At 70.5% G+C, this 22,157-nt stretch carries 17 protein-coding genes; 10 read left to right on the forward strand and 7 right to left on the reverse strand.

The window, feature by feature from the left end:
• Positions 1 to 390: 390 nt before the first annotated feature.
• Entirely contained in the window at positions 391 to 1,941 is a 1,551-nt protein-coding gene (locus tag AC07N1_RS19820; RefSeq protein ID WP_494673404.1) for an alpha-N-arabinofuranosidase, read from the forward strand.
• Positions 1,942 to 2,163: 222 nt separating this feature from the next.
• Here the strand turns inward: AC07N1_RS19820 and AC07N1_RS19825 are convergent, their stop codons facing one another.
• The 3 genes from AC07N1_RS19825 to modA all read right to left on the reverse strand — a co-directional run bounded on the left by AC07N1_RS19825 (position 2,164) and on the right by modA (position 5,764).
• Positions 2,164 to 4,236 carry a transglycosylase domain-containing protein gene (locus AC07N1_RS19825; protein ID WP_494673350.1) on the reverse strand — a complete coding sequence of 691 codons (2,073 nt, stop codon included), beginning with the start codon at positions 4,234 to 4,236 and terminating at the stop codon, positions 2,164 to 2,166.
• Between the two features lie 101 nt (positions 4,237 to 4,337).
• Positions 4,338 to 5,000 carry a molybdate ABC transporter permease subunit gene (gene modB / locus AC07N1_RS19830; RefSeq protein ID WP_494673351.1) on the reverse strand — a complete coding sequence of 221 codons (663 nt, stop codon included), beginning with the start codon at positions 4,998 to 5,000 and terminating at the stop codon, positions 4,338 to 4,340.
• A gap of 5 nt (positions 5,001 to 5,005) precedes the next feature.
• Positions 5,006 to 5,764, reverse strand: coding sequence for a molybdate ABC transporter substrate-binding protein (gene modA / locus AC07N1_RS19835; protein ID WP_494673352.1), 759 nt, complete (start codon positions 5,762 to 5,764; stop codon positions 5,006 to 5,008).
• 117 nt (positions 5,765 to 5,881) lie between these two features.
• On the opposite strand from modA, the gene AC07N1_RS19840 reads away from it, so the two are divergent.
• The 8 genes from AC07N1_RS19840 (at position 5,882) to cobA (ending at position 16,351) form a co-directional block, all read left to right on the forward strand.
• Complete coding sequence (locus tag AC07N1_RS19840) at positions 5,882 to 6,667, forward strand: TOBE domain-containing protein (protein WP_494673353.1); 786 nt, start codon at positions 5,882 to 5,884, stop codon at positions 6,665 to 6,667.
• Positions 6,668 to 6,817: 150 nt separating this feature from the next.
• Positions 6,818 to 7,396, forward strand: coding sequence for an ANTAR domain-containing response regulator (locus tag AC07N1_RS19845; protein ID WP_110121845.1), 579 nt, complete (start codon positions 6,818 to 6,820; stop codon positions 7,394 to 7,396).
• Positions 7,393 to 8,559 (forward strand): CmpA/NrtA family ABC transporter substrate-binding protein, encoded by a 1,167-nt coding sequence (locus tag AC07N1_RS19850; protein WP_494673354.1) that lies wholly within the window; start codon positions 7,393 to 7,395, stop codon positions 8,557 to 8,559. The genes AC07N1_RS19845 and AC07N1_RS19850 overlap by 4 nt, the downstream gene beginning before the upstream one ends.
• A 254-nt stretch (positions 8,560 to 8,813) precedes the next feature.
• On the forward strand, positions 8,814 to 10,037 hold the full coding sequence (locus tag AC07N1_RS19855) for a nitrate/nitrite transporter (protein WP_494673355.1): 1,224 nt from the start codon (positions 8,814 to 8,816) through the stop codon (positions 10,035 to 10,037).
• A gap of 25 nt (positions 10,038 to 10,062) precedes the next feature.
• Complete coding sequence (nirB, locus tag AC07N1_RS19860; protein WP_494673356.1) at positions 10,063 to 12,528, forward strand: nitrite reductase large subunit NirB; 2,466 nt, start codon at positions 10,063 to 10,065, stop codon at positions 12,526 to 12,528.
• Entirely contained in the window at positions 12,525 to 12,878 is a 354-nt protein-coding gene (gene nirD, locus AC07N1_RS19865) for a nitrite reductase small subunit NirD (protein WP_110121841.1), read from the forward strand. The genes nirB and nirD overlap by 4 nt, the downstream gene beginning before the upstream one ends.
• A gap of 4 nt (positions 12,879 to 12,882) precedes the next feature.
• Complete coding sequence (locus AC07N1_RS19870; protein ID WP_494673357.1) at positions 12,883 to 15,564, forward strand: molybdopterin-dependent oxidoreductase; 2,682 nt, start codon at positions 12,883 to 12,885, stop codon at positions 15,562 to 15,564.
• The gene (cobA, locus tag AC07N1_RS19875; protein ID WP_494673358.1) at positions 15,557 to 16,351 is read left to right on the forward strand and encodes a uroporphyrinogen-III C-methyltransferase; all 795 of its coding nucleotides are present in this window, start codon (positions 15,557 to 15,559) and stop codon (positions 16,349 to 16,351) included. The genes AC07N1_RS19870 and cobA overlap by 8 nt, the downstream gene beginning before the upstream one ends.
• Positions 16,352 to 16,355: 4 nt before the next feature.
• Here cobA and mdoH read toward each other — a convergent pair whose 3' ends face one another.
• Together mdoH and metC are read right to left on the reverse strand one after the other, a co-directional pair.
• The gene (gene mdoH / locus AC07N1_RS19880) at positions 16,356 to 18,260 is read right to left on the reverse strand and encodes a glucans biosynthesis glucosyltransferase MdoH (protein WP_494673359.1); all 1,905 of its coding nucleotides are present in this window, start codon (positions 18,258 to 18,260) and stop codon (positions 16,356 to 16,358) included.
• Between the two features lie 222 nt (positions 18,261 to 18,482).
• The gene (metC, locus tag AC07N1_RS19885; RefSeq protein WP_494673360.1) at positions 18,483 to 19,637 is read right to left on the reverse strand and encodes a cystathionine beta-lyase; all 1,155 of its coding nucleotides are present in this window, start codon (positions 19,635 to 19,637) and stop codon (positions 18,483 to 18,485) included.
• Between the two features lie 157 nt (positions 19,638 to 19,794).
• On the opposite strand from metC, the gene AC07N1_RS19890 reads away from it, so the two are divergent.
• Entirely contained in the window at positions 19,795 to 20,340 is a 546-nt protein-coding gene (locus tag AC07N1_RS19890) for a hypothetical protein (protein WP_494673361.1), read from the forward strand.
• Between the two features lie 39 nt (positions 20,341 to 20,379).
• Here AC07N1_RS19890 and AC07N1_RS19895 read toward each other — a convergent pair whose 3' ends face one another.
• Complete coding sequence (locus AC07N1_RS19895; RefSeq protein ID WP_494673362.1) at positions 20,380 to 21,873, reverse strand: GDL motif peptide-associated radical SAM/SPASM maturase; 1,494 nt, start codon at positions 21,871 to 21,873, stop codon at positions 20,380 to 20,382.
• 101 nt (positions 21,874 to 21,974) lie between these two features.
• Positions 21,975 to 22,154 (reverse strand): DUF1843 domain-containing protein, encoded by a 180-nt coding sequence (locus AC07N1_RS19900; RefSeq protein ID WP_494673363.1) that lies wholly within the window; start codon positions 22,152 to 22,154, stop codon positions 21,975 to 21,977.
• Between the last annotated feature and the right edge of the window lie 3 nt (positions 22,155 to 22,157).

Consider the following 22,157-nt stretch of genomic DNA (forward strand, 5'->3'; position numbering starts at 1 on the left):
CCTCTGGGGGAGCTGTCGCGGAGCGACTGAGGGGGAACCTCCCCTTGTGGGGGAGGCGGCCGAAGGCCGGTGGGGGGATGTTTTCAGCTTTCGAGGTGTTGGAAAATCCCGCACCAACTCCCCCCTCCGGTCGCTACGCGACCGCCTCCCCCACAGGGGGAGGTTCCGCCACCTTCTCCCGCAAGGGGAGAAGGACGCTCCCAATCATCCGACAAGCCCCGAAGCGCCGTGCACCGACTATGTCGTTGTATTGCTGGCCCCCGCACAACCCCCGCCTCGATTGACGCTCCACGCCGCCAAGTATACTCAGACAAATAACAACGTGCCGTGTCGCCACCCGTGCGACCGAGCCGCGTGGCGACCAGAGGGAGAAATCAAGTGAACTCGAAGATGCTGAAGCACGCCCTGATGGGCGGCGTCGCCGCGGTGCTGCTGGCGGCCGGCGCGGCCGGCGCCCAGACCAAGGTCGGCGGGACGCTGCGCGCCGACCAGCCCGGCGCGGTCATCCAGCCCGAGGTCTACGGCCAGTTCGCCGAGCACCTGGGTCGCGGCATCTACGAAGGCGTCTGGGTCGGTGAAGACAGCAAGATCCCCAACATCAAGGGCTACCGCAAGGACGTGGTCGAGGCCCTGAAGGCCCTGAAGGTGCCGGTCGTGCGCTGGCCGGGCGGCTGCTTCGCCGACGACTACCACTGGCGCGACGGCATCGGCCCGCGCGACAAGCGCCCCGTCCGCGTCAACGTCCTGTGGGGCGGCGTCGAGGAGCCCAACAGCTTCGGCACCCACGAGTTCATGGACTTCGCCGAACTGATCGGCGCCAAGACCTATCTGGCCGGCAATGTCGGCGCCGGCACGCCGCAGGAAATGGGCCAGTGGCTCGAGTACCTGACCTCGCCCACCCAGTCGACCATCGCCAACGAGCGCCGCGCCAACGGCCGCGACAAGCCCTGGAAGGTCGACTTCTTCGGCGTCGGCAACGAGAACTGGGGCTGCGGCGGCCAGATGACGGCCGAGCACTACACCAACCTCTACCGCAACTTCGCCGAGTTCGTGCGCGCCCCGCGCGGCAACCGCCCCGTCAAGGTGGCCAGCGGCGCCAACGCCCAGGACTACGACTGGACCGAGGTCCTGATGAAGGGCGCGGCCAAGAACATGAACGCGCTCAGCCTGCACTACTACGTCATCCCGACGGGCGACTGGGGCAAGAAGGGCTCGGCCACCGTGTTCGACGAGCAGGCCTGGGGCGACACCCTGGTCCAGGCCGAGAAGATGGAGGAGCTGGTCTCCAAGCACAGCGCCATCATGGACAAGTACGACCCCGAGAAGAAGGTCGGGCTCTATGTCGACGAATGGGGCGTCTGGTACGACGTCGAGCCGGGCACCGAGCCGGGCTTCCTCTACCAGCAGAACACCATGCGCGACGCCATGGTGGCCGCCACGACCCTCAACATCTTCCACAAGCACGCCGACCGGGTGCGCCTGGCCGCCATCGCCCAGATGGTCAACGTGCTGCAGGCGATGATCCTGACCGACAAGGACAAGATGGTCCTGACGCCCACCTACTGGGTGTTCGACCTCTACAAGCCCTTCCAGGGCGCGACCTTCCTGCCGCTGGAGATCGATGCGCCGCAGTACACCATCGGCAAGTCGTCGGTCCCGGCCGTCACGGCCACGGCCGGCAAGGGCGTGGACGGCCTGGTCCACCTGGCCCTGACCAATGTCGATCCGAACAAGACGGCGACCATCTCGGTGAAACTGACGGGTCTTTCGGCCAAGACCGCCAAGGGCCGCGTCCTGACCGGCCCCGAAATGTCGTCGCGCAACACCTTCGACAAGCCCGACGCCGTCAAGCCGGTCGAGTTCAAGGGGGCGACCATCAAGGGCGACATCCTGACGGCGACCCTGCCGGCCAAGTCGGTGGTGGTGCTGGACCTGAACTAAACCACCACACAGCCCGAAACGACGAAGAGCGCCGGCGTAAGCCGGCGCTCTTTTCGTTCGGCTCTCAAAGTCCGTCATCCCGGCCGAAGCGCGCAGCGCGTAGAGCCGGGACCCAGGGGCGGCCGCAAAGCGTCGGCGACCCCAAGGCGCTGGATCCAACCGCGGCGCCCAGTCCCCTGGGTCCCGGATCGGCCTGCGGCCGTCCGGGATGACGACCGAGGATTACGGGAGCGTAGGGCCGCGCGGCTCGGCCGCCGGGGCAGGAGCCGCCGGAGCCGGAACCGGCACGGGCGCCGGCGATGCAGGAGCTGTCGGATCCGTCGGAACCTCGCCCTCGACCGGCTCAGCGGCGGGGGCGATCGGCAGGCCGTCGGGACCGATCAGCGGGTCGGCCAGGCTCGGATCCTCGGCGGCTGTGGTCGCGTCGTCCTCGACCGGCTTGGGCGCGCCGCCGGTGGCCGACAGGGCGAAGGCCTTCCAGATCTTGGCCGGCAGGCCGCCGCCGACAACGCCGTTCATGGCGCTGTTGTCGTCGTTGCCGACCCAGACGCCGATGACCAGGTCGCCGACATAGCCGACGAAGATCGCATCGCGGTAGCCCTGCGTCGTGCCGGTCTTGCCGAAGGCGCCGGGGATGGCGGCCTCGACGCCGGTGCCGCGGTGCACGGCCGAGCGCAGCAGGTCGCGCATGCCGGCCAGTTCGGCCTTGGAGAGGGCGCGGGGCTTCTTCGACGGCTTCCAGTCGGCCAGGCCGTGGGCCACGACCGGGGTCTCGCCGGCGGCGATGGCGGCGTAGGCGCTGGTCAGCTGCACCAGGCTCATCGGGCCGGTGCCCAGCGCCAGGGTCAGGTCGTCGGGGATCGGTTCGGTGACGCCCAGGTCGCGGGCCGTGGCGACGATGGCCTTGCGGCCGACCTGCTGGGCCAGGCGCACGGCCGCCACGTTGGACGAGCCGGCGAAGGCGGTGATCAGCGGCACTTCGCGGCCGGCGTACTTGCCCTCGTGGTTCTTCGGGCTCCAGCCGCGCACGTCGACCGGCGCGTCGAGGATCGGCGAGGTCGGGGTCATGCCCTGGCGGATGGCGGCCAGGTAGACGAACAGCTTGAAGGCGCTGCCCGGCTGGCGACCGGCGTCGGCGCGGTTGAACTGGCTGGCCTTGTAGTCGCGGCCGCCGACCATGGCGACGACCCGGCCGTCGGTGCGCATGGCCACGATCGCGCCCTGGGTGACGTTCAGCACCTTGCCGTCGCGGGCGATGGCGTCGTTGAGGATCTTCTCGGCCTTGGCCTGCAGCTTGGCGTCCAGGGTCGTCTTGACGATGGTCTCGCCATAGCGGGCGTCATAGGCGGCGCGGGCCTGCGGGAACACCCAGTCGGCGAAGTACGAGCCGGTCGGCAGCTTGTCGCGCGGCGGGATCGGACGGATGTCGCGCTTGGCCTTGTCGGCCTGTCCTTGCGTGATCACCTCGGTCTCGACCATGGCGCCCAGCACGACGTCCATCCGCTCGCGGGCGCCTTCGAAGTTCTCGGTGGGGGCAAGGCGCGAGGGGGCCTTGACCATGCCGGCCAGCATGGCGGCTTGGCCGACGCTGAGCTGCTCGGGCGTGGTGTCGAAATAGTGCCGGGCCGCGGCCCGCAGCCCGAAGGCGCCTTCGCCGAAATAGACCGCCGACAGGTAGCGCGACAGGATCTCTTCCTTGGAGAGCCGGGCCTCCAGCCACAGGGCGATCAGCGCCTCCTGCGCCTTGCGGCGAAGATTGCGGTCGTTGCTGAGGAAGGCGTTCTTGGCGAGTTGCTGGGTGATCGTCGAGCCGCCTTCGGACACCCCGCCGGCCTTGGCGTTGGCGCCCACGGCGCGGGCGATGGCCTTCGGGTCGATGCCCATGTGCGAATAGAAGCGCCGGTCCTCGATGGCGATGAAGGCCCCCGGCACATAGGCCGGCAGCTTCGAGGCCTCGATCGGGGCTTCCTTGTACGAGCCGCGCCGCGCGATCGGCGTGCCGTCCGAGGCCATCAGCACCATGGTCGGGTTGCTGGCCGGCTCCAGGGCCCGGCCCAGCGGCAGCGACCACAGGAGCCAGGTCACGACCGCGACGATGGCCAGCACGAAGACGCCGGCGCCGATCTGCCAAGGCCGCTGCTTCCAGATCGGAACGCGCGGGGCGGGGGCGGGCGCTTCCGTCGTCGCGGGCGGCGCCTCGGCCTCTTCCGTTTCAGGAGCGACCGCTTCCACGGTCTCCTCGACCTTGGGGGCGTCGTCGTCGGAACCGGTGTTCGGAGCGGCGGGATCGGACATGCGCGATGGAACTCGAAAGCGGCCGAGAGGGGCGAAGGCGCGTCAATAGCACAGGCGTAGCGGTCGCCCAGCGTCCGCGTGCCAAATAGGGAAACGCCCGTTCAGGCCGGAGCGCTCCGTCGCCGTTCCAGCAGCAGCAGGGTCAGCGCCGCCAGGAAGCCGAAGGCCAGCAGCAGGGCAGAAAGCTGATGGGCCTTGTCCCACTCCAGGCTCTCGACCAGGCGGTAGATCTCGATCGACAGCACCTGAGTCTCGCCCGGAATGCCGCCGCCCAGCATCATCACCACTCCGAACTCGCCGATCGTGTGGGCGAAGGCCAGCAGGGCGGCCACGGCGTAGCCGGGCAGGGCTAGCGGCAGGGCCACTCGCCAGAAGGTCGCCACCTTGCCGGCGCCCAGCGTCGCGGCCGCTTCCAGCGGCTCGTCGCCGATGGCCAGGAAGGCGTTGCGCAGCGGCTGCACGGCGAAGGGCAGGGAGTAGACCAGCGAGCCGATCACCAGCCCCTCGAAGGTGAAGGCCAGGGTCCGCACCCCGAACGGCGCCAGCAGAAGCATCAGCGGGCTCTTCGGTCCCAGGGCGATCAGCAGGTAGAAGCCCAGCACCGTCGGCGGCAGCACGATCGGCAGGGCGACCAGGGCGCCGACCACCGGCTTCAGCGCCGACTTGCCCCGCGCCAGCCACCAGGCCAGCGGCGTCGACAGCGCCAGCAGCAGCACGGTGACGACCGCGGCCAGCTTCAGGGTCAGCCAGACGACCTCGACCATGGCCGTCAGCGCACCTCGTAGCCGTAGCGACGGATGATCGCCTTGGCTTCGCGGCTCTTCAGGAAGGCCAGGAACGCCTTTGCCGCCTCGCTGTTCTCGCCGGTCTTCAGCAGCACCGCCTGCTGGTCGATCGGGGTGTGGTCGGCCTTGGGCACGATCCAGCGCGAGCCGCCCTTGTCGTCGATCACCTGCGACAGGGCCACGAAACCCAGTTCCGCCGCACCGGTCTGGACGTACTGATAGGCCTGGGTGATCGACGACCCGGTGACGATCTTCGGCTTCAGGGCGTCTTGCAGCTTGAGCTTGGTCAGGGTCTCGACCGCCGCCAGGCCGTAGGGCGCGGCCTTGGGATCGGCGATCGACAGCTTCTGGAAATTCCCCTTGGCCAGCACCGCGCCCTTGCCGTCGACCAGGCCCGGGATCTTGCTCCACAGCACCAGGCGGCCGGTGGCGTAGGTGAACCGCGAACCGGGCACGGCCAGGCCGTCGGTCTGCGCCTTCTGCGGCCGCTCGACATCGGCCGACAGGAAGACCTCGTAGGGCGCGCCGTTGGCGATCTGGGCGTAGAACTGGCCCGACGAACCGAAGCTGAGCGTCGCCTTGTGACCCGTCTTCTTCTCGAACTGGGCGGCGATGGCCTTGGCCGGTTCGGTGAAGTTGGCGGCCACCGCCACCTTTGTCTCGCCCGCGTAGGCCGCGCCGGCGACCAGCGACAGCGCTCCGGCCACGATGGCGGCGAGCAGGGGGCGGCGGGCGAGCGACATGCGGATCTCGATCAGGTTATGTAACTCGACTTCATAACGAGCTTTCGAGCGGCGTCAGACTGTTTTTTCGTCAGCGGCCGGGCGACAAGCGGGCGAACGGAGTCGAAAGGCGTCTCGATGAGCGAAGCGGGCGATCTGAGCGCCAGCCTGATCCTGCGGCGCGGGGCGCTGGCCCGTGTCGGGCTGGAGCGCATCGCCCTGGTCGAGGCGGTGGCCGAGCTGGGCTCGATCAGCGCCGCCGCCAAGCGCCTGGGCCTCAGCTACAAGGGCGCCTGGGACGCCGTGCAGGCGCTCAACAACCTGTTCGACGCGCCGCTGATCGCCGCCAGCGCCGGCGGCAAGTCCGGCGGCGCGGCCCAGGTCACCGCCCGCGGCCACGCGGTCATCAAGGCCTTCCGCGACATGGAGCGCGAGGTCGGGGCGGCCCTGTCGCGGCTGGAGGCGGGCCTGGCGTCCGAAGACGGCGCCGACCTCTTCTGGAGCCTGGGCCTGCGCACCAGCGCCCGCAACGCCCTGCGCGGAACCGTCGTGGCCCTGACCCCCGCCGGGGTGACGGTCGAGGTCCGCCTGGCGCTGGGAGGCGGACTGGAGATCGCCTCGGTGATCACTCGCCGCAGCGCCGAGGAGCTGGGCCTGGCCGTCGGGCGGCCCGCCGTGGCTCTGATCAAGTCGAGCTTCGTGCGCCTCCACGCCCAGCCGCCCGCCGCGTCCGGCGACAACCTGCTGTCGGGCGTCGTTCTCGACCGAGAGGATGGCGAGGCGGCCAGCGAGGTCGTGGTCGCCCTGGCCGAGGGCAAGACCCTGGTCGCCACGGTGGCGCGGGACCTGGCCGAGGCCTTCGAATCCGGGGCCGGCGTCCACGCCCTGATCGCGCCGTCGGACGTTATCCTGGCTGTCGACTAGGCCGGCGCCACTCTTGGTCGCAGAGGCGACGAGCCTGATCTGCACTAGCACTGTGCAACGGCGCCTCATGCTTGAGCGTAACTCTGTACAAGCATGGCCATGGGCGCAAAACGCTCCCCCCGCGCCGTCGCGGTCCTTAGGGCGATAGCCATGCGCGTTCTCGTCATCGATCCGGATCCGGCCCGCGCCGCCTTGGTGGCCGAGGGGCTGGAGGGCGTGCATCCGCTGGAGGTCCGTCGTTCCGCCCGTTTCGACGAGCGCGAGGCGATCGAGTTCGCGCCAGACGTGGTGGTGATCGCCGCCGAAAGCCCCGATCGCGACACCTTGGAAAGCCTGCGCGAGGCCAGCCAGGCCAATCCGCGCCCCGTGGTGATGTTCGTCGACCGCTCTGAGCCGGGACTGGCCGAACAGGCCGTGCGGGCGGGCGTGGCGGCCTATGTCGTCGACGGCCTGGCGCCGGCGCGCGTCCGGCCGATCCTCGACGTGGCCATGAGCCGCTTCGCCCTGACCCAGCAGCTTCGCGGGGACCTGGCCAAGGTGAAGGCCGACCTTGAAGCCCGAAAGACAGTCGAGCGGGCCAAGGGCCTCTTGATGAAGGAGCGCGGCCTCGACGAGGACGGCGCCTATCGCCTGCTGCGCAAGCTGGCCATGGACCGCGGCAAGCCCATCGGCGCGATCGCGGCCGATCTGCTGGCTTTCGCGGGGGTGTTGAAGGGGGACGCCTCGTGAGCGGGCTCGCCGATCTGAAGCTGGGCTTCATTCCGCTGACCGACTGCGCGCCCCTGGTGGTGGCCAGGTCCCTTGGCTTCTTCGCCGAAGAGGGGCTCGACGTCGCGCTGAGCCGCGAGGCCTCGTGGGCCACGATCCGCGACAAGGTGGCCGTCGGCGCGCTGGACGGCGCCCACATGCTGGCGCCGATGGCCCTGGCCGCGGCGGCCGGCGCGACCGGCGGGCTGACGCTCGACGTCGGGCCGTCGCTGATCGCCCCCATGGCCCTGAACCGCAACGGCAGCGCCATCACCGTCTCGATCGCCCTGGCCGACGCCATGCGCGCGGCCGATCCGGCCGCGATGACGGATCAACCGGTCTCGGCCCGCGCCCTGGCCCGGGTGATCGCCGAGCGGGCGGAGCAGGGGCTCCCGCCCCTGACCTTCGCGGTCGTCTTCCCGTACTCGATGCACAATTACGAGCTGCGCTACTGGCTGGCCGAGGCCGGGATCGACCCGGACCGCGACGTGCGCCTCGTCGTCACCCCGCCGCCGCGCATGGTCGAGCAGATGCGGGCCGGCGACATCGACGGCTTCTGCGTCGGCGCGCCCTGGAACGCCGTGGCCGTGCTCGAAGGCCTGGGCGAGGTGCTGATCACGGCCTCGGCCTTCTGGCCGGGCGGTCCCGACAAGGTGTTCGGCGTCACCGAGGCCTGGGCTCACCACTATCCCGACGAGCTGAGGGCGGCGCTGCGGGCGTTGATCCGCGCCTCGGCCTGGGCCGATGATCCGACCAACCGCCCGGACCTGATCGCGCTGCTGGCCAGGCCGGAGCACGTCGGCGTCGCGCCCGAGGCCCTGGCGCGGGCGCTCAGCGACGAGATCGTCTTCCACCGCGACGGCGCCGGCCTGCCGCGCCGCGAGCACGCCCTGTGGTTCCTGTCGCAGATGGTGCGCTGGGGGCAGGTCAGCGCCGAGGCTGATCTGGAGGCGGCGGCCGACGCCGTCTATCGCCCCGACATGTTCCGCGCCGCGGCCCTGACCGCCGGTCCGGTCGTCGATCCGGCCCAGGTCTTCGTCGACGCCCCGCCGGAACTGGCGCCGCTGTTCGAGGGGCCGAGCTTCGATTCCCGCCTCGCCGGCCGTTACGCCGCTGGGTTTTCGATCGGCCGTACGCGCGCCTGAGGCGCTTTCGCCTCTCGCATCTGCACAATGCCTGGGCGCCGCCGGCGCCCTTTTGCTGAGCAATCATGCTGTGGCGACGTTGTGCAGGGCGGCGCCTTTTCGGTTGGTGACATCCGTCCCCGGACCGTTGTTCTGTTAGCTCAAGCCTTCGGACAACGGCGTCCGTGGCTGCCAGAGACGACCGCTCGGATGCGGTCACCCGACGAGGCGACGACGCCTCGCTCTTGCAGACACGCAACACTCCGAGGCGCATCATGATCTCTCGTGACTTCCTCAAGGCCGGCCACACGCCGACCCTGTTCGCCGCGTTCCTCTATTTCGATCTGTCGTTCATGGTCTGGGTGATCCTGGGCCCGCTGGGCGTGGCCATCGCCAAGGACTTCGGGCTCGACCCGGCCCAGAAGGGCCTGATGGTCGCCATCCCCGTGCTGGCCGGCGCGCTGCTTCGCCTCGTCAACGGCATCCTGGTCGACCGCATCGGTCCCAAGAAGACCGGCATGTTCGGCCAGCTGATCGTGCTGGGCGGCCTGGTCACGGCCTGGCTGCTGGGCGTGCACAACTATCACCAGGTCCTGGCCCTGGGCGTGATCCTGGGCGTGGCCGGCGCCTCCTTCGCCGTCGCCCTGCCGCTGGCCTCGCGCTGGTATCCGCAGGAGCACCAGGGCCTGGCCCTGGGCATCGCCGGCGCCGGCAACTCGGGCACGGCGCTCGCCGCCCTGTTCGCGCCGATGCTGGCCAAGACCTTCGGCTGGCAGAACGTCATCGGCCTGGCCGCCATCCCCCTCGCCGTGGCTTTCGTCGTCTACATGCTGCTGGCCAAGGACGCCCCCGAGCAGCCCGCGCCCAAGAAGCTGGCCGAGTATCTCGACGTCCTGAGGGTTCCGGACGCCTGGTGGCTGATGCTGCTCTACGGCGTCACCTTCGGCGGCTTCGTCGGCCTGGCCTCGTCGCTGACCATCTACTTCAACGCCGAATATGGCCTGGATCCGGTGATCGCCGGCTTCTTCACCGCCGCCTGCGTCTTCGCCGGTTCGTTCATCCGTCCGGTGGGTGGGGGCCTGGCCGACCGCTTCGGCGGGGTGCGGACCCTGAGCGTCGTCTACGCCCTGGCCGCCGTCGGCCTGGCGGTCGCCAGCTTCAAGCTGCCTTCGCACTGGCTGGCCTTGGCGGTGCTGATGTTCTCGATGCTGGCCCTGGGCGCCGGCAACGGCGCGGTGTTCCAGCTGGCCCCGCAGCGCTTCCGCAAGGAGATCGGCGTCATGACCGGCCTGATCGGCATGACCGGCGGCATCGGCGGCTTCTACCTGGCCTCGACCCTCGGCCTCGCCAAGAAGCTGACCGGCGACTACCAGATCGGCTTCCTCGGCTTCGCGGCCCTGGCCGTGTTCGCGCTCTTCGCCCTGCACGGCCTCAAGGCCCGCTGGCGCGCCGTCTGGCCGACCCTGCACGGCGCCGAAGCCGCGCCGGTTCGCGTCTGATCCTCTTTTCCAAGTGAGCAAAGTCATGACCAAGGAAAAGCTGGTCGTCATCGGCAACGGCATGGCCGGGTGCCGGGCGGTCGAAGAGATCCTCAAGCGCGATCCCTCGCGCTACGAGATCTCGATCTTCGGCGCCGAGCCGCGGGTCAACTACAACCGCATCATGCTGTCGCCGGTGCTGGCGGGCGAGAAGACCTTCGACGACATCGTCATCAACGACGAGGCTTGGTACCGCGACAACGGCATCACCCTGCATGCCGGCCGCTGGGTCACCGGGGTCGACCTGGAAGGGCGCAAGGTGATCGCCGAGGGCGGCCTGGAAGTCGCCTACGACAAGCTGATCCTGGCCACCGGCTCGGACCCGTTCCGCCTGCCGCTGCCGGGCGCCGACCTGTCGGGCGTGGTCACCTTCCGCGACCTCGACGACGTCGACGCCATGATCGCCGCCTCGGCCAAGCCCGGCGCCCGCGCCGTGGTCATCGGCGGCGGCCTGCTGGGCCTGGAAGCCGCCTATGGCCTGGCCCGTCGCGGCATGGGCGCCACCGTCGTCCACCTGATGGACGTGCTGATGGAGCGCCAGCTCGACGAGAGCGCCGGCTACCTGCTGCGCGAGGCCCTGCTGGAGCGCGGCGTCGAGACCGTGCTCGGCGCCCACTCCGAAGCGATCGTCGGCGAGGACGGCAAGGTCACGGGCCTGAAGCTGAAGGACGGCCGCACCCTGCCTTGCGACATCCTGGTGATGGCCGTCGGCATCCGTCCGAACGCCACGTTGGCCAAGGCCAGCGGCCTGCAGGTCAATCGCGGGATCATCGTCGATGACGCCATGCGCACCTCCGACCCGGCCGTGTTCTCGGTCGGCGAATGCGTCGAGCACCGCGGCAACTGCTACGGCCTGGTGGCCCCCATCTGGGACATGTGCCGCGCCCTGGCCGAGGAACTGACCGACGGGGCAGGGGCCTATGCCGGTTCGGTGCTGTCGACGCGCCTGAAGGTCTCGGGCGTCGACGTGTTTTCGGCGGGCAAGTTCGCCGGCGGGGAGGGCTGCGAGGACATCGTGTTCCGCGACGCCGGCCGCGGCGTCTACAAGCGCGTGGTGATCGAGGGCGGCAAGGTGGCCGGCGCGGTGCTGTTCGGCGACGCCGCCGACGGCGGCTGGTACTTCGACCTGATGAAGGCCGGGACCGACGTCGCCGACATCCGCGACACGATCATCTTCGGCCAGGCGATCACGGAGGGTCTGTCCGGCCTGGACCCTAGTGCGGCCGTTGCGGCCATGCCCGATACGCAGGAAATCTGCGGCTGCAACGGCGTCTGCAAGGGGGCGATCACTTCCGCCATCACCACCCAGGGCCTGACCAGCCTGGACGACGTGCGCGCCGTCACCAAGGCCTCGGCCTCGTGCGGCTCGTGCACGCCGCTGGTCGAGCAGGTCATCCGGGCGACCCTGGGCGACGGCTTCAAGGTCCAGACCGGCCCCAAGCCGATGTGCAAGTGTACGAACCACCCGCACGGCGCGGTGCGCGAGGCGATCCTGGCCCAGGACCTGAAGTCCATGCCCGCGGTCATGCAGGCCATGGAATGGACCACGCCCGACGGCTGCGCCTCGTGCCGGCCGGCCCTGAACTACTATCTGCTGTGCGCCTGGCCCGGCGAGTACAAGGACGACAGCCAGTCGCGCTTCATCAACGAGCGCGTCCACGCCAACATCCAGAAGGACGGCACCTATTCGGTCGTCCCGCGCATGTGGGGCGGCATGACGACGCCCGACGAACTGCGCGCCATCGCCGACGTCGCCGACAAGTACGCCATCCCGTCGGTGAAGGTGACCGGCGGCCAGCGTATCGACCTGCTGGGCGTCAAGAAGGACGACCTGCCGGCGGTGTGGGCCGACCTCAACGCCGCGGGCATGGTCAGCGGCCACGCCTACGCCAAGGGTCTGCGCACGGTGAAAACCTGCGTCGGAAGCGACTGGTGCCGGTTCGGCACCCAGGACTCCACGGGCCTGGGCATCAAGCTCGAGAAGTTCATGTGGGGCTCGTGGGCGCCGGCCAAGGTCAAGTTGGCGGTGTCGGGCTGCCCCCGCAACTGCGCGGAATCGACCTGCAAGGACATCGGCGTGATCTGCGTCGACAGCGGCTACGAGATCCATGTCGGCGGCGCCGCCGGTCTGCACATCCAGGGCACGCAGCTGCTGACCAAGGTCGCCACCGAGGAAGAGGCGATCCAGCTGATCTCGGCGGTTATGCAGATGTACCGCGAGGGCGGCTGGTACCTGGAGCGGATCTACAAGTGGATGGCCCGCATCGGCCTGGAAACGATCCATGCCGCCACCGTCGAAGACCTCGACAACCGCGCGGCGCTCTTCGCCCGCTTCGTGAAGTCGCAGGAGACCGCTCAGGTCGATCCGTGGGCCGAGCGCGCCAGCCACGGCGTCGAGGCCGGTGAATTCAAGCCGATGGCGACGCTTCCGATGGGGATGGCTGCGGAATGACGATCCAGACTTTCGACATCGACCCGGCCTGGCACGACGTCGGCGCCGTCACGGACATCCCCGAGCGGGGCTCGCGTCGGGTGGCGACGGCGCAGGGCGACGTGGCCGTGTTCCGCACCAGCGACGGCCAGGTCTTCGCCCTGGTCGACCGCTGCCCGCACAAGCACGGACCGCTCAGCCAGGGCATCGTCCACGGCCACGGCGTGACCTGTCCGCTGCACAGCTGGGTCATCGACCTGAAGACCGGCCACCCCACCGGCGCCGACGCCGGCAAGGGCTGTACGCCGGTGGTGCCGGTGCGGGTGCAGGACGGCCGCGTCCTGCTGGCCCAGCCGGTGATGGCGGACTGATCGCATGGCCGACGGCTCCGGCGTCATCGCGACGGTCAGGACCACCTGCCCCTACTGCGGCGTCGGCTGCGGCGTGGCGGGGGCTGCGGGACCCGACCGGGCCCTGGCCGTGTCGGGCGACCGCCAGCATCCGGCCAACCTCGGCCGGCTGTGCTCCAAGGGCTCGGCGCTCGGGGCCACGGTCGGCCTCGGCGGACGCTTGCTGGAGCCCACGATCAACGGCCGCGTCGCCTCCTGGGGCGAAGCGACGTCGCTGGTCGCCAAGCGCTTCCGCGACACCATCGCCCGCCATGGCCCAGGCAGCGTCGCCTTCTACGTTTCCGGCCAGCTGCTGACCGAGGACTACTACGTCGCCAACAAGCTGATGAAGGGCTTCATCGGCTCGGGCAACATCGACACCAACAGCCGTCTCTGCATGGCTTCGGCCGTCGCCGCTCACAAGCAGGCCTTCGGCGCCGACCTGGTGCCCGGTTGCTACGAGGATCTCGACGAGGCCGACCTCGTGGTCTTTGCCGGCCACAACGCCGCCTGGACCCACCCGATCCTGTTCCGCCGCCTGGAGGCCGCCAAGGCCCGCGGCCAGAAGCACGTGGTCATCGACCCGCGCCGCACCGACACCGCCGAGGGCGCCGACCTGCATCTGGCCCTGGCGCCGCAGACCGACGTGCGCCTGTGGAACGGCCTGCTGGCCGAGCTCGACCGTCGCGGCCAGCTCGACCTCGACTACATCCGCGAGCACGTGAACGGCTTCGACGCCGTCCGCGAGGCCCTGGCGCAGGACGACCAGTCGCCCGCCGCCGTCGCCGCCGATTGCGGCCTGGCGGTCGAGGACCTGCTGGCCTTCTACGACCTGTTCGCGGCCTATCCGAAGACGGTCAGCCTGTTCTCGATGGGCTCCAACCAGTCGGCCCAGGGCGTGGCCAAGGGCCTGGCGATCATCAACACCCACTTGGCCACCGGCCGGATCGGCAAGCCGGGTGCCTGCCCGTTCTCGATCACCGGCCAGCCCAACGCCATGGGTGGGCGCGAGACGGGCGGCATGGCCAACACCCTGGCCGGCCACATGGACTTTGCGCCGGAAGACCGCGACCGCGTCGCGCGCTTCTGGGGCGCGCCCAACACCGCCCGCGCGCCGGGTCTCAAGGCCGTCGAGATGTTCGAGGCCGTGCGGTCGGGCAAGATCAAGGCGATCTGGGTGATGGCCACCAACCCGGCCGTCAGCCTGCCCGACGCCGGCGCGGTGCGCGAGGCGCTGGAGGCGTGCCCGTTCGTCGTCGTCTCCGACTGCGTCGAGACCGACACCACGGCCTACGCCCATGTGAAGCTGCCGGCCCTGGCCTGGGCCGAGAAGGACGGCACGGTCACCAATTCCGAGCGCCGCATCTCACGCCAGCGGGCCCTGTTCCCCGCGCCGGGCCAGGCCCGCGCCGACTGGCGGATCATGGCCGACGTCGCGCAGGGCATGGGCTTCGACGGTTTCGGCTGGCCGTCCCAGGCCTCGATCTTCCGCGAGTGGGCCCGCCTGACGGCCTACGAGAACAAGGGCTCGCGCCTGCTCGACCTCTCGGGCCTGTCGGCCATGGCGCCCGACGACTACGCCGCCATGACGCCGATCCAGTGGCCGGTGCGCGGCGACGGCGAGGGCACGCCGCGCCTGTTCGTCGATGGCCGCTTCCAGACCCCAGACGCCCGCGCCCGCATGGTCCCGGTCCGTCCCAAGGGGCCGGCCAACGCCGTCAGCGACGCCTATCCGATGTCGCTCAACACCGGCCGCATCCGCGACCAGTGGCACACCATGACCCGCACGGGCCTGGCTCCAGACCTCTGCCGTCATGCGCCCGAGCCCTTCGTCGAGATCCATCCGCGCGACGCCGAAGCCGCCGGGATCAAGGACGGCGCCCTGACCCGCATCTCCACCGTGCGCGGCGAGGCCGTCGCCCTGGCCAAGGTCACCGACCGCCAGCGGCCCGGCGGCCTGTTCATGCCGATGCACTGGACCGACGCCTTCGCGCCGTCGGGCAAGTCCAATCACCTGATCGCGCCGAACCTCGACCCCACCTCCGGCCAGCCGGAATTCAAGCACACGCCCGCTCGGGCGCGGCCCTATCGAGAGACCTGGAAGGGCTTCTTCCTGACCCGCGACAGCATCGCCGCGCCGGCCAATCTCGATCTGGTCTGGCGGCGCATCCCGCAGGACGCCGCCCAGCTGCACGAGTTCGCCGGCCGGGGCGACGCCTCCGAACGCGAGGCCCTGCGCAAGCGCCTGACCAAGGGCCTGACGGGCGAGACCACGATGTTCGAGGACGCCGGCGCCGGCTCGCGTCGCGAGGCCTGGATCGAGGACGGCCGCTTGGTCGCCGTACTGTTCCAGACCGCCGCCGGGCGCCTGCCGCCGCGCGACTGGCTGGCGGATCTGTTCGCGCTGGACCAGTTGTCCGCGCAGGACCGCTCGTCGCTGCTGATCGGCCGTCCGCCCGGCGCGCCGGTCGACAAGGGGCCGATGGTTTGCGCCTGCCTGAAGGTGGGCGCCAAGGCCGTCGACGCCGCCATCGCCGCCGGCGCGGCCTCCGCTGACGCGGTCGGCGCGGCCACCGGCGCCGGAACCAATTGCGGTTCGTGCCGTCCGGAGATCGCCCGGATGATCGCCGCCGCTTCCCTCAAGGCCAAGGAGACCGCCGATGCGTGACGCCAATCTTGGAGACGTCCTGCTGGTCGGCGCCGGTCCGGGTCCGGTCGACCTGATGACCCTGCGCGCGGCCCGAGCGGTCGAGAGCGCCCAGGCGCTGCTCTATGACGCCCTGGTCTCGGACGAGGCCATCGCCCTGGCCCCGGCCGGTTGCGTACGGATCCTCACCGGCAAGCGTTCGGGCCGGCCCAGTATGAAGCAGGAGGCGATCAACCGCCTGATGCTGCGCCTGGCCCGTCGCGGCCTGCGCGTGGTGCGGCTGAAGGGCGGCGATCCTTCGGTGTTTGGCCGGGTGGGCGAAGAGGCCGAGTTTCTCCGTGCGCATGGCGTCTCGGTCGAGGTCGTGCCCGGCGTCACCGCCGCCAGCGCCGCCGCCGCCCAGTTCAACTTCCCGCTCACCCATCGCGGCGAGGCCCGGCGGGTGATCTTCACCACGGCCCGGGTCGGCAGCGGCGACGTCATCGAAGACTGGGCCGCCGCCTCGGATCCCGAGGCCACGGTCGCCGTCTACATGGGCGGGGAGGCCGCCGCGGAACTTGGCCGCCGCCTGATCGCGGCCGGTCGTTCGCCCAGCACCCCGGCCCTGGTGGTTGAACGGGCCGGCGATCCGGCCGCGGCCCTGCGCACCGGCCGCCTCGACACGCTGCCGCAACTGCTGGCCGGCGGAACCGGCGGGCCGGTCCTGATCGTCATCGGCGCCGTCGCCCGCCGCGCTCAGGACCTGCGCTGGACGCCGGAACTGGCCCAGATCGAAGCCCAGATAGAGGTTGAGGCGATCCGGGCCTAAGGGCTCAGGCGGCCGCCATGGCGGCCGCCCTTTCTTCGTCCTCGCGGCGACGCGGCTGCGGACCGGCCGCGCGGCCATAGGCCTCGCGCAGCAGACGCGAGGGCGAAAGCTCGCAAGGCGCGACCAGCAGGCCCCGCTTGCGCAAGGCTGCGCCCCAGCGCGCGCTGCCGGTCAGCACCGAGGCAGCTGGGGCGATCAGCAGGCCGATCGCCGCCGGCAGGATCCAGATCCCCAGAGAGGGGCCGGCTATCGCCGCGCAGGCCAGCAGCCCTAGGCCGGCGACCATCTCCGGCGCGTGCCGCCGCAGGGCCTCGCGCCAGGCCGTGGAGTCGGCGTCGCGGCGCTGGGCGGCCCAGCCGGAATCGCGGCCGGCCAGGATGTCGAGCAGGCAGCGGGCGTGACCGAACAGCACCGTGGGCGCCGTCAGGGTCGAGTGCACGGTCTCCAGCGCCACCGAGGCCCACAGGCGCCGCGCGCCGCCGAAGCCGTCGGCGCGCCCCTCCTTGCAGGCCAGGATCACCGCCAGCAGCTTGGGCGCGGCCAGGAAGCCCAGCGACACGGCGAAGGCCGCGCCGGCGCCCTCTTCGAGAAAGAGTTCCTCCCGCGCGCCGCCCAGCACGGGGAATGCCGCCAGCAGGGCGCTCAGCACCACCAGCAGCAGCCAGACCGGCGCCAGCGCATAGGCCAGGGCACCGCGCAGCAGGTGCAGGCGGCTGACCGGGTGCAGGCCCTTCACGCCGAGTATCCCTAAGTGCTGCAGGTTGCCCTGGCTCCAGCGGCGGTCGCGCACCAGCATGTCGGACAGGGTGGGCGGGGCTTCCTCGTGCACGTCCTCCAGCGTCGGGGCCATGCGCACGGCCCAGCCGCCGCGGCGCAGCAGGGCGGCCTCGACGAAGTCGTGGCTGAGGATCGCGCCGCCGAACGGCGCCTTGCCCGGCAGGTGCGGCAGGCCGCAGCACTCGCCGAAGGCCTTGGTGCGGATCATGGCGTTGTGGCCGAAATAGTTGGCCTCGGCGCCGCTCCACCAGGCCAGAGCCCAGGTCGCCAGCGGCCCATAGGCCCAGGCGGCGAACTGCTCGGCGCGGCCGAACAGGGTGCTCCGGCCGACGATGGTCGAGCCGGCCTGCAGCACGCCCAGCGTCGGGTCGCTCTCCATCGCCCCGGCCATGCGGCGCAGCGAACGGGCGCTCATCAGGCTGTCGGCGTCGAGCACCGCCATGCATTCGTAGGCGCCGCCGAACCGACGGACCCAGTCGGCCAAGTTGCCGGTCTTGCGGTCGGTGTTGGCCTCGCGGCGCCGGTAATAGAGGCGGGTGGGCGAGGGGCCGGCGCGGGCGGCCAGCACCGCGCGGCGCTCGGCCTCGGCGATGTCGGGATCGCGGGTGTCGCTCAGCACGAAGACGTCGAAGGTCGAGGACAGCCGCTCGCGGTCGAGATCGGTCCGCATCGCCTCGATCCGGGCGAAGACCGCCGCCACGTCCTCGTTGTAGATCGGGGCCAGCAGGGCGACGCGCTTGCGCAGGTGCGGCGGCGGATCGTCCAGCCGCCGCTCCCAGCTGTCGGGGTTCAGCGCCAGCTGGAAGCCGCCCAGGGCTGCGGCGCAGGAAAAGCCGGTCCAGGCCAGCAGCGCGGCGACCAGCAGCGCGTCGATCCACTCCAGCGGGGTGACGCCGCCGCCCACGAAGGCGTCGAGCATGGTCGTCAGGCCGAACCCGAAGGACAGCAGGGTGAAGGCGGCCAGAGCCAGCCGCCGCCGCTGGCGAGAGCGCGCCAGCCGTCGCCGCGAGGGCGGGGCCGACAGCGGCCGCACGGGCATGTCGAGTTCGGATTCCTGCGGCAGCCAGGCGTCCGGCGTCGCCTCGTGGGGAATGTTGCAAGGCGGAAGCCGGTCGGCGAGGCGTATGTCCATCGAGGGTCCTTTCGCGCGAAGAACCCTCACCCAGGCAATGGGTTGCGATGCGAAGGAAATATAACCACGGTCACGTTTCGCGAGGCGTGGTCAAGCTCCCGATCTGCTGAAACGAGCAGCAGATTCAGCGATTTGGCCGCAGTCGCGCCTTGTTTGCGGCGAAGCTGTGGCGATTGTTGCGGCGCGGAAAGCAAGCGGTGCGCGGACGGATCCTTGCGCCCGTCAGGCCGCCTTCAGCGCCGCGAAGCCGCGTTCCAGGTCAGCGATCAGGTCGGCCGGATCCTCAAGCCCGATGTGCAGGCGCAGCAGCGGTCCTTCCAGGTTCAGCGGCGTCGAGCGGCTCTTCAGCTGCGGGTCGCAGTGGATCGCCAGGCTCTCGAAGCCGCCCCAGGAGAAGCCGAGGCCGAACAGGGTGAGGGCGTCGAGGAAGGCGTGCACCGATTTCTGCGAGGCCGGCTTCAGCACCACGCCGAACAGGCCGCAGGCGCCGCTGAAGTCGCGCTTCCAGATCGCGTGGCCGGGATCCTCGGGCAGGGCGGGGTGCAGCACGCGGGCCACCTCCGGACGCTGTTGCAGCCAGCGGGCCACGGCCAGGCCGTTCTGCTCGTGGCGCGGCATCCGCGTGGCCAGGGTGCGCAGGCCGCGCAGCATGGCGTAGGCGTCATCGGGCGACACCGACCAGCCCACGTCCCACATGGCGTTGCCCAGTTCGTCGCCGATCATCGGGTCCATGGTCGTGGCGCTGCCCATGAAGCAGTCCGAATGGCCGCCGACATATTTGGTCAGGGCCTGGACGCTGATGGTCACCCCGTGCGCCAGCGGCTTGAACAGCAGGCCCGCGCCCCAGGTGTTGTCGATCAGGGTCAGGATGCCGCGCGCATTGGCGGCCGCGGCGATGGCCGGCACGTCCTGCATCTCGAAGGTCAGGGAGCCCGGGGCCTCCAGCAGGATCAGCCGCGTCTTCGGGCCTGCCAGGGCGATCAGGGCGTCGGCGTCCAGGGCGGGGTCGTAATAGCGGGTCGTGACGCCGAAGCGGGTGAGGAAGCGGTCGCAGAACCGGCGCGTGGGCTTGTAGGCGCTATCGACCACCAGCACGTCGTCGCCGGCCTTGAGCACCGCCATCATCGCCCCGGTGATCGCCGCCAGGCCCGATGGGTAGAGCGTCACGTCCGGCGAGCCCTCCAGTTCGGCCAGGGCCGCCTGCAGGGCGGCGGGCGAGGACAGGCCAGTGATGCCGTAGGTCAGTTGGCTGTCGTCGTACAGCGAGGCGGCGTTGGGCAGCAGCACGGTCGAGCCGCGCTGGATCGGCGGGTTGACGGTCCGCGCCAGCGACTGGGCCTGCAGGCCCGAACGGATCAGGCGGGTCTTTTCGTCCATGGCGGCGGGACTCGTGAGCACGGGAAGGAACGCCTCGTTTAAGAGCGCCGGCGGTTGCGGTTCAAGGATTTGATCGTCGCCGTGGCGACGGGGCGCGAGAATCTGCCATTCAGGCGCGAGCGCGCCGGCGGGGGCCGGCGTCAGGTGGGGTAGTGGCATGAGAGTTTCGGTTCTGGGCTTGGCGCTGTCTTGGGCGCTGTGTTCGGCGCTTTCGAGCGGCGTCGCCATGGCTGAAGAGCCGCCCGTTGGCCCGCCGGCCGAGGTGAAGGCCTTGGCCGGATGCTGGAGCGGCGAGGGGGCAGTGATGGGCAAGCCTGTAACCATCGCCCTGTCGGTCAAGCCCGTGGCCGGCGGCGCGATGATGCTGGTCGAGGCCGACAGCCGCGCCAAGGCCGACCCGGCCGACGCCTACGCCGCCCACCTGCTGTTCGGCGGGCGCACGACCAAGGCGGGCGAGCCGGCCGCGATCGTCGGCCTGTGGGCGGACAGTTTCGGCGGCGACGGGGCCTCCCAGGGGCTCGGCAAGGTGGGTCCGGACGGCTTCGAGGTCATCTATCCCTATGGCGAGGCCGGCTTCGTCAATCGCTGGACCCACAAGGCCGACAAGCTGTCCTGGAGCATCGTCATGCGCGACGCCGCCGGCAAGGAGCAGGGGTTCGCCGCCTACGATCTGGCCAGGACGGCGTGCGCCGCGGGGCGGTGAATTCATTCAGCCGTTCCTTCTCCCCTTGCGGGAGAGGGATCAGGCGCCTTCCCGAATTCCCGCCAGCAGGCGCTGGGCCTGTTCGATCAGCGCCTGGCGGCGTTGGGAGGCGTCGGCGTGCTGGCGTTCGACCTGTTCGATGTCGGCGGCGCAGTGCGGGCAGTCGGTCTCGTGGGGCCAGACGTACTGGTCGCAGGACCGGCAGACGGTCAGCCTGGGCGGCAGGGCGCCGCCGGCTTCCGAGCGCTCGCGATGGTGCACGTGCACGGCGGCCGGGTCGCGGACGGGCAGGGGGATGGTCTGGGCGCCGGGGATGGGTTCGCGCACCAGGGCGAACTCGCCTACGGCGAAGCTGTCGGGCGGGGCGTCCTTGATCTTGGTAACCCGCTCGCGCCAGCCGTGCTTGGCCAGGTCGAGCACCCGGTGATGGCAGTAGGGATTGTCGCCGCGCTTGCCCAGCAGCGACTCCGAGGTCCAGGTGCAGCCGGCCCGGCAGACGTCGGCGTAGTAGCAGGTGCGGCAGTAGCCGTAGAGCTCCTCGACGTCGCGCACGCGGCCAAAGGCCATCTTCTCGCTGTAGCGCCAGATGTCCTCGATGCTCATCTCGCGCACGTTGCCGGCGGCGTAGAGCGAGGTGGCCAGGGACGGACAGCCCTTGATCGTGCCGTCGGCCTCGATGCCGATGCCGCCCTGGCCGGCGGCGCAGCCGGTCCAGTGGTCGGTGTCGTCGCCCAGCCCGCGCCACATCCGCTCGTATGGGCCGAAATAGCCGACATTGTTGCCGACGATCATCAGCAGGCCGCGCTCCAGCCCCTCGCGATAGAGGCGCGCCAGCAGGGGCATGACGTCCAGCAGCTGATAGGGCTGGAGCAGCAGGTCCGGATTGTCGACAGCGTTGCCCATGGCCACGGTCAGCTGGATCTGCCAGTGGGTGGCCCCGGCGGCGATGATCCGCTCCATCAGTTCGGGCAGGTGCCGGGCGGTCTCGGCGCCGATCTGGGTGTTGACCGATACCGCCAGGCCCCGGGCCTTGGCCCGTTGCAGGGCGCTGATCGCCTGGTCGTAGGAGCCGGGCACGCCGCGCACCCGATCATGCAGTTCGGGCAGGCCGTCGATCGACACGCCGATGCCCTGCAGGCCCGCATCCGCCGCCTCGTCCAGCCGCTTGTCTGTGAGGTTTCGGGCGCCGGTCTGGATGGCGGTGCGGATGCCGTGCGAGCGGCTCCTGCGGATCAGTTCGATCCAGTCGCGGCGCAGATAGGCCTCGCCGCCGATCAGGGTCATCTCGCGCGTGCCCAGGGCCGCCAGGTGGTCGATCAGGTCGAGCGCTTCCTCGGTGTTCAGCTCGTCCGGCCGGGGCCGCCCGGCCCGCGAGCCGCAGTGCTGGCACTTGAGATTGCAGGCCAGGGTGACTTCCCAGACAACGTGCACCGGCACGAGGTCCATGTAGTCGCGCTCGGTCCTGAAGCGGACCGGCTTGGTCTTCGACGCGCTTTTCGGCGAGCCGTCGGGCGGCGAGAGGGTGTCGGTCATGCGCGCTCCTCCCCAGGGACGCGGGCCTTGCTGGACGCTCGCTTAGGGACGTCGATGCAAGGGCGAGAGGCGCTTCCGCGGGGCGCGGAAGCGCCGGCGCGTCAGTAGCTCGACTTGGCTTCCAGCTTGGCGATCTCGAGCTTCAGCAGGGTCAGGGCCGTGGCGACGTCGCCATGCTCGGCGAGGTGGGCCTCGGCGGCCGCATGGGCTTCCTTCAGGCGGGCGAGTTCGCCCGAGGCGATGGCGTCGGTCACGGCGACGCCGTAGGGCTTGATGTTCATGGC

It is taken from the genome of Caulobacter sp. GW821-FHT09B11, assembly GCF_059418205.1.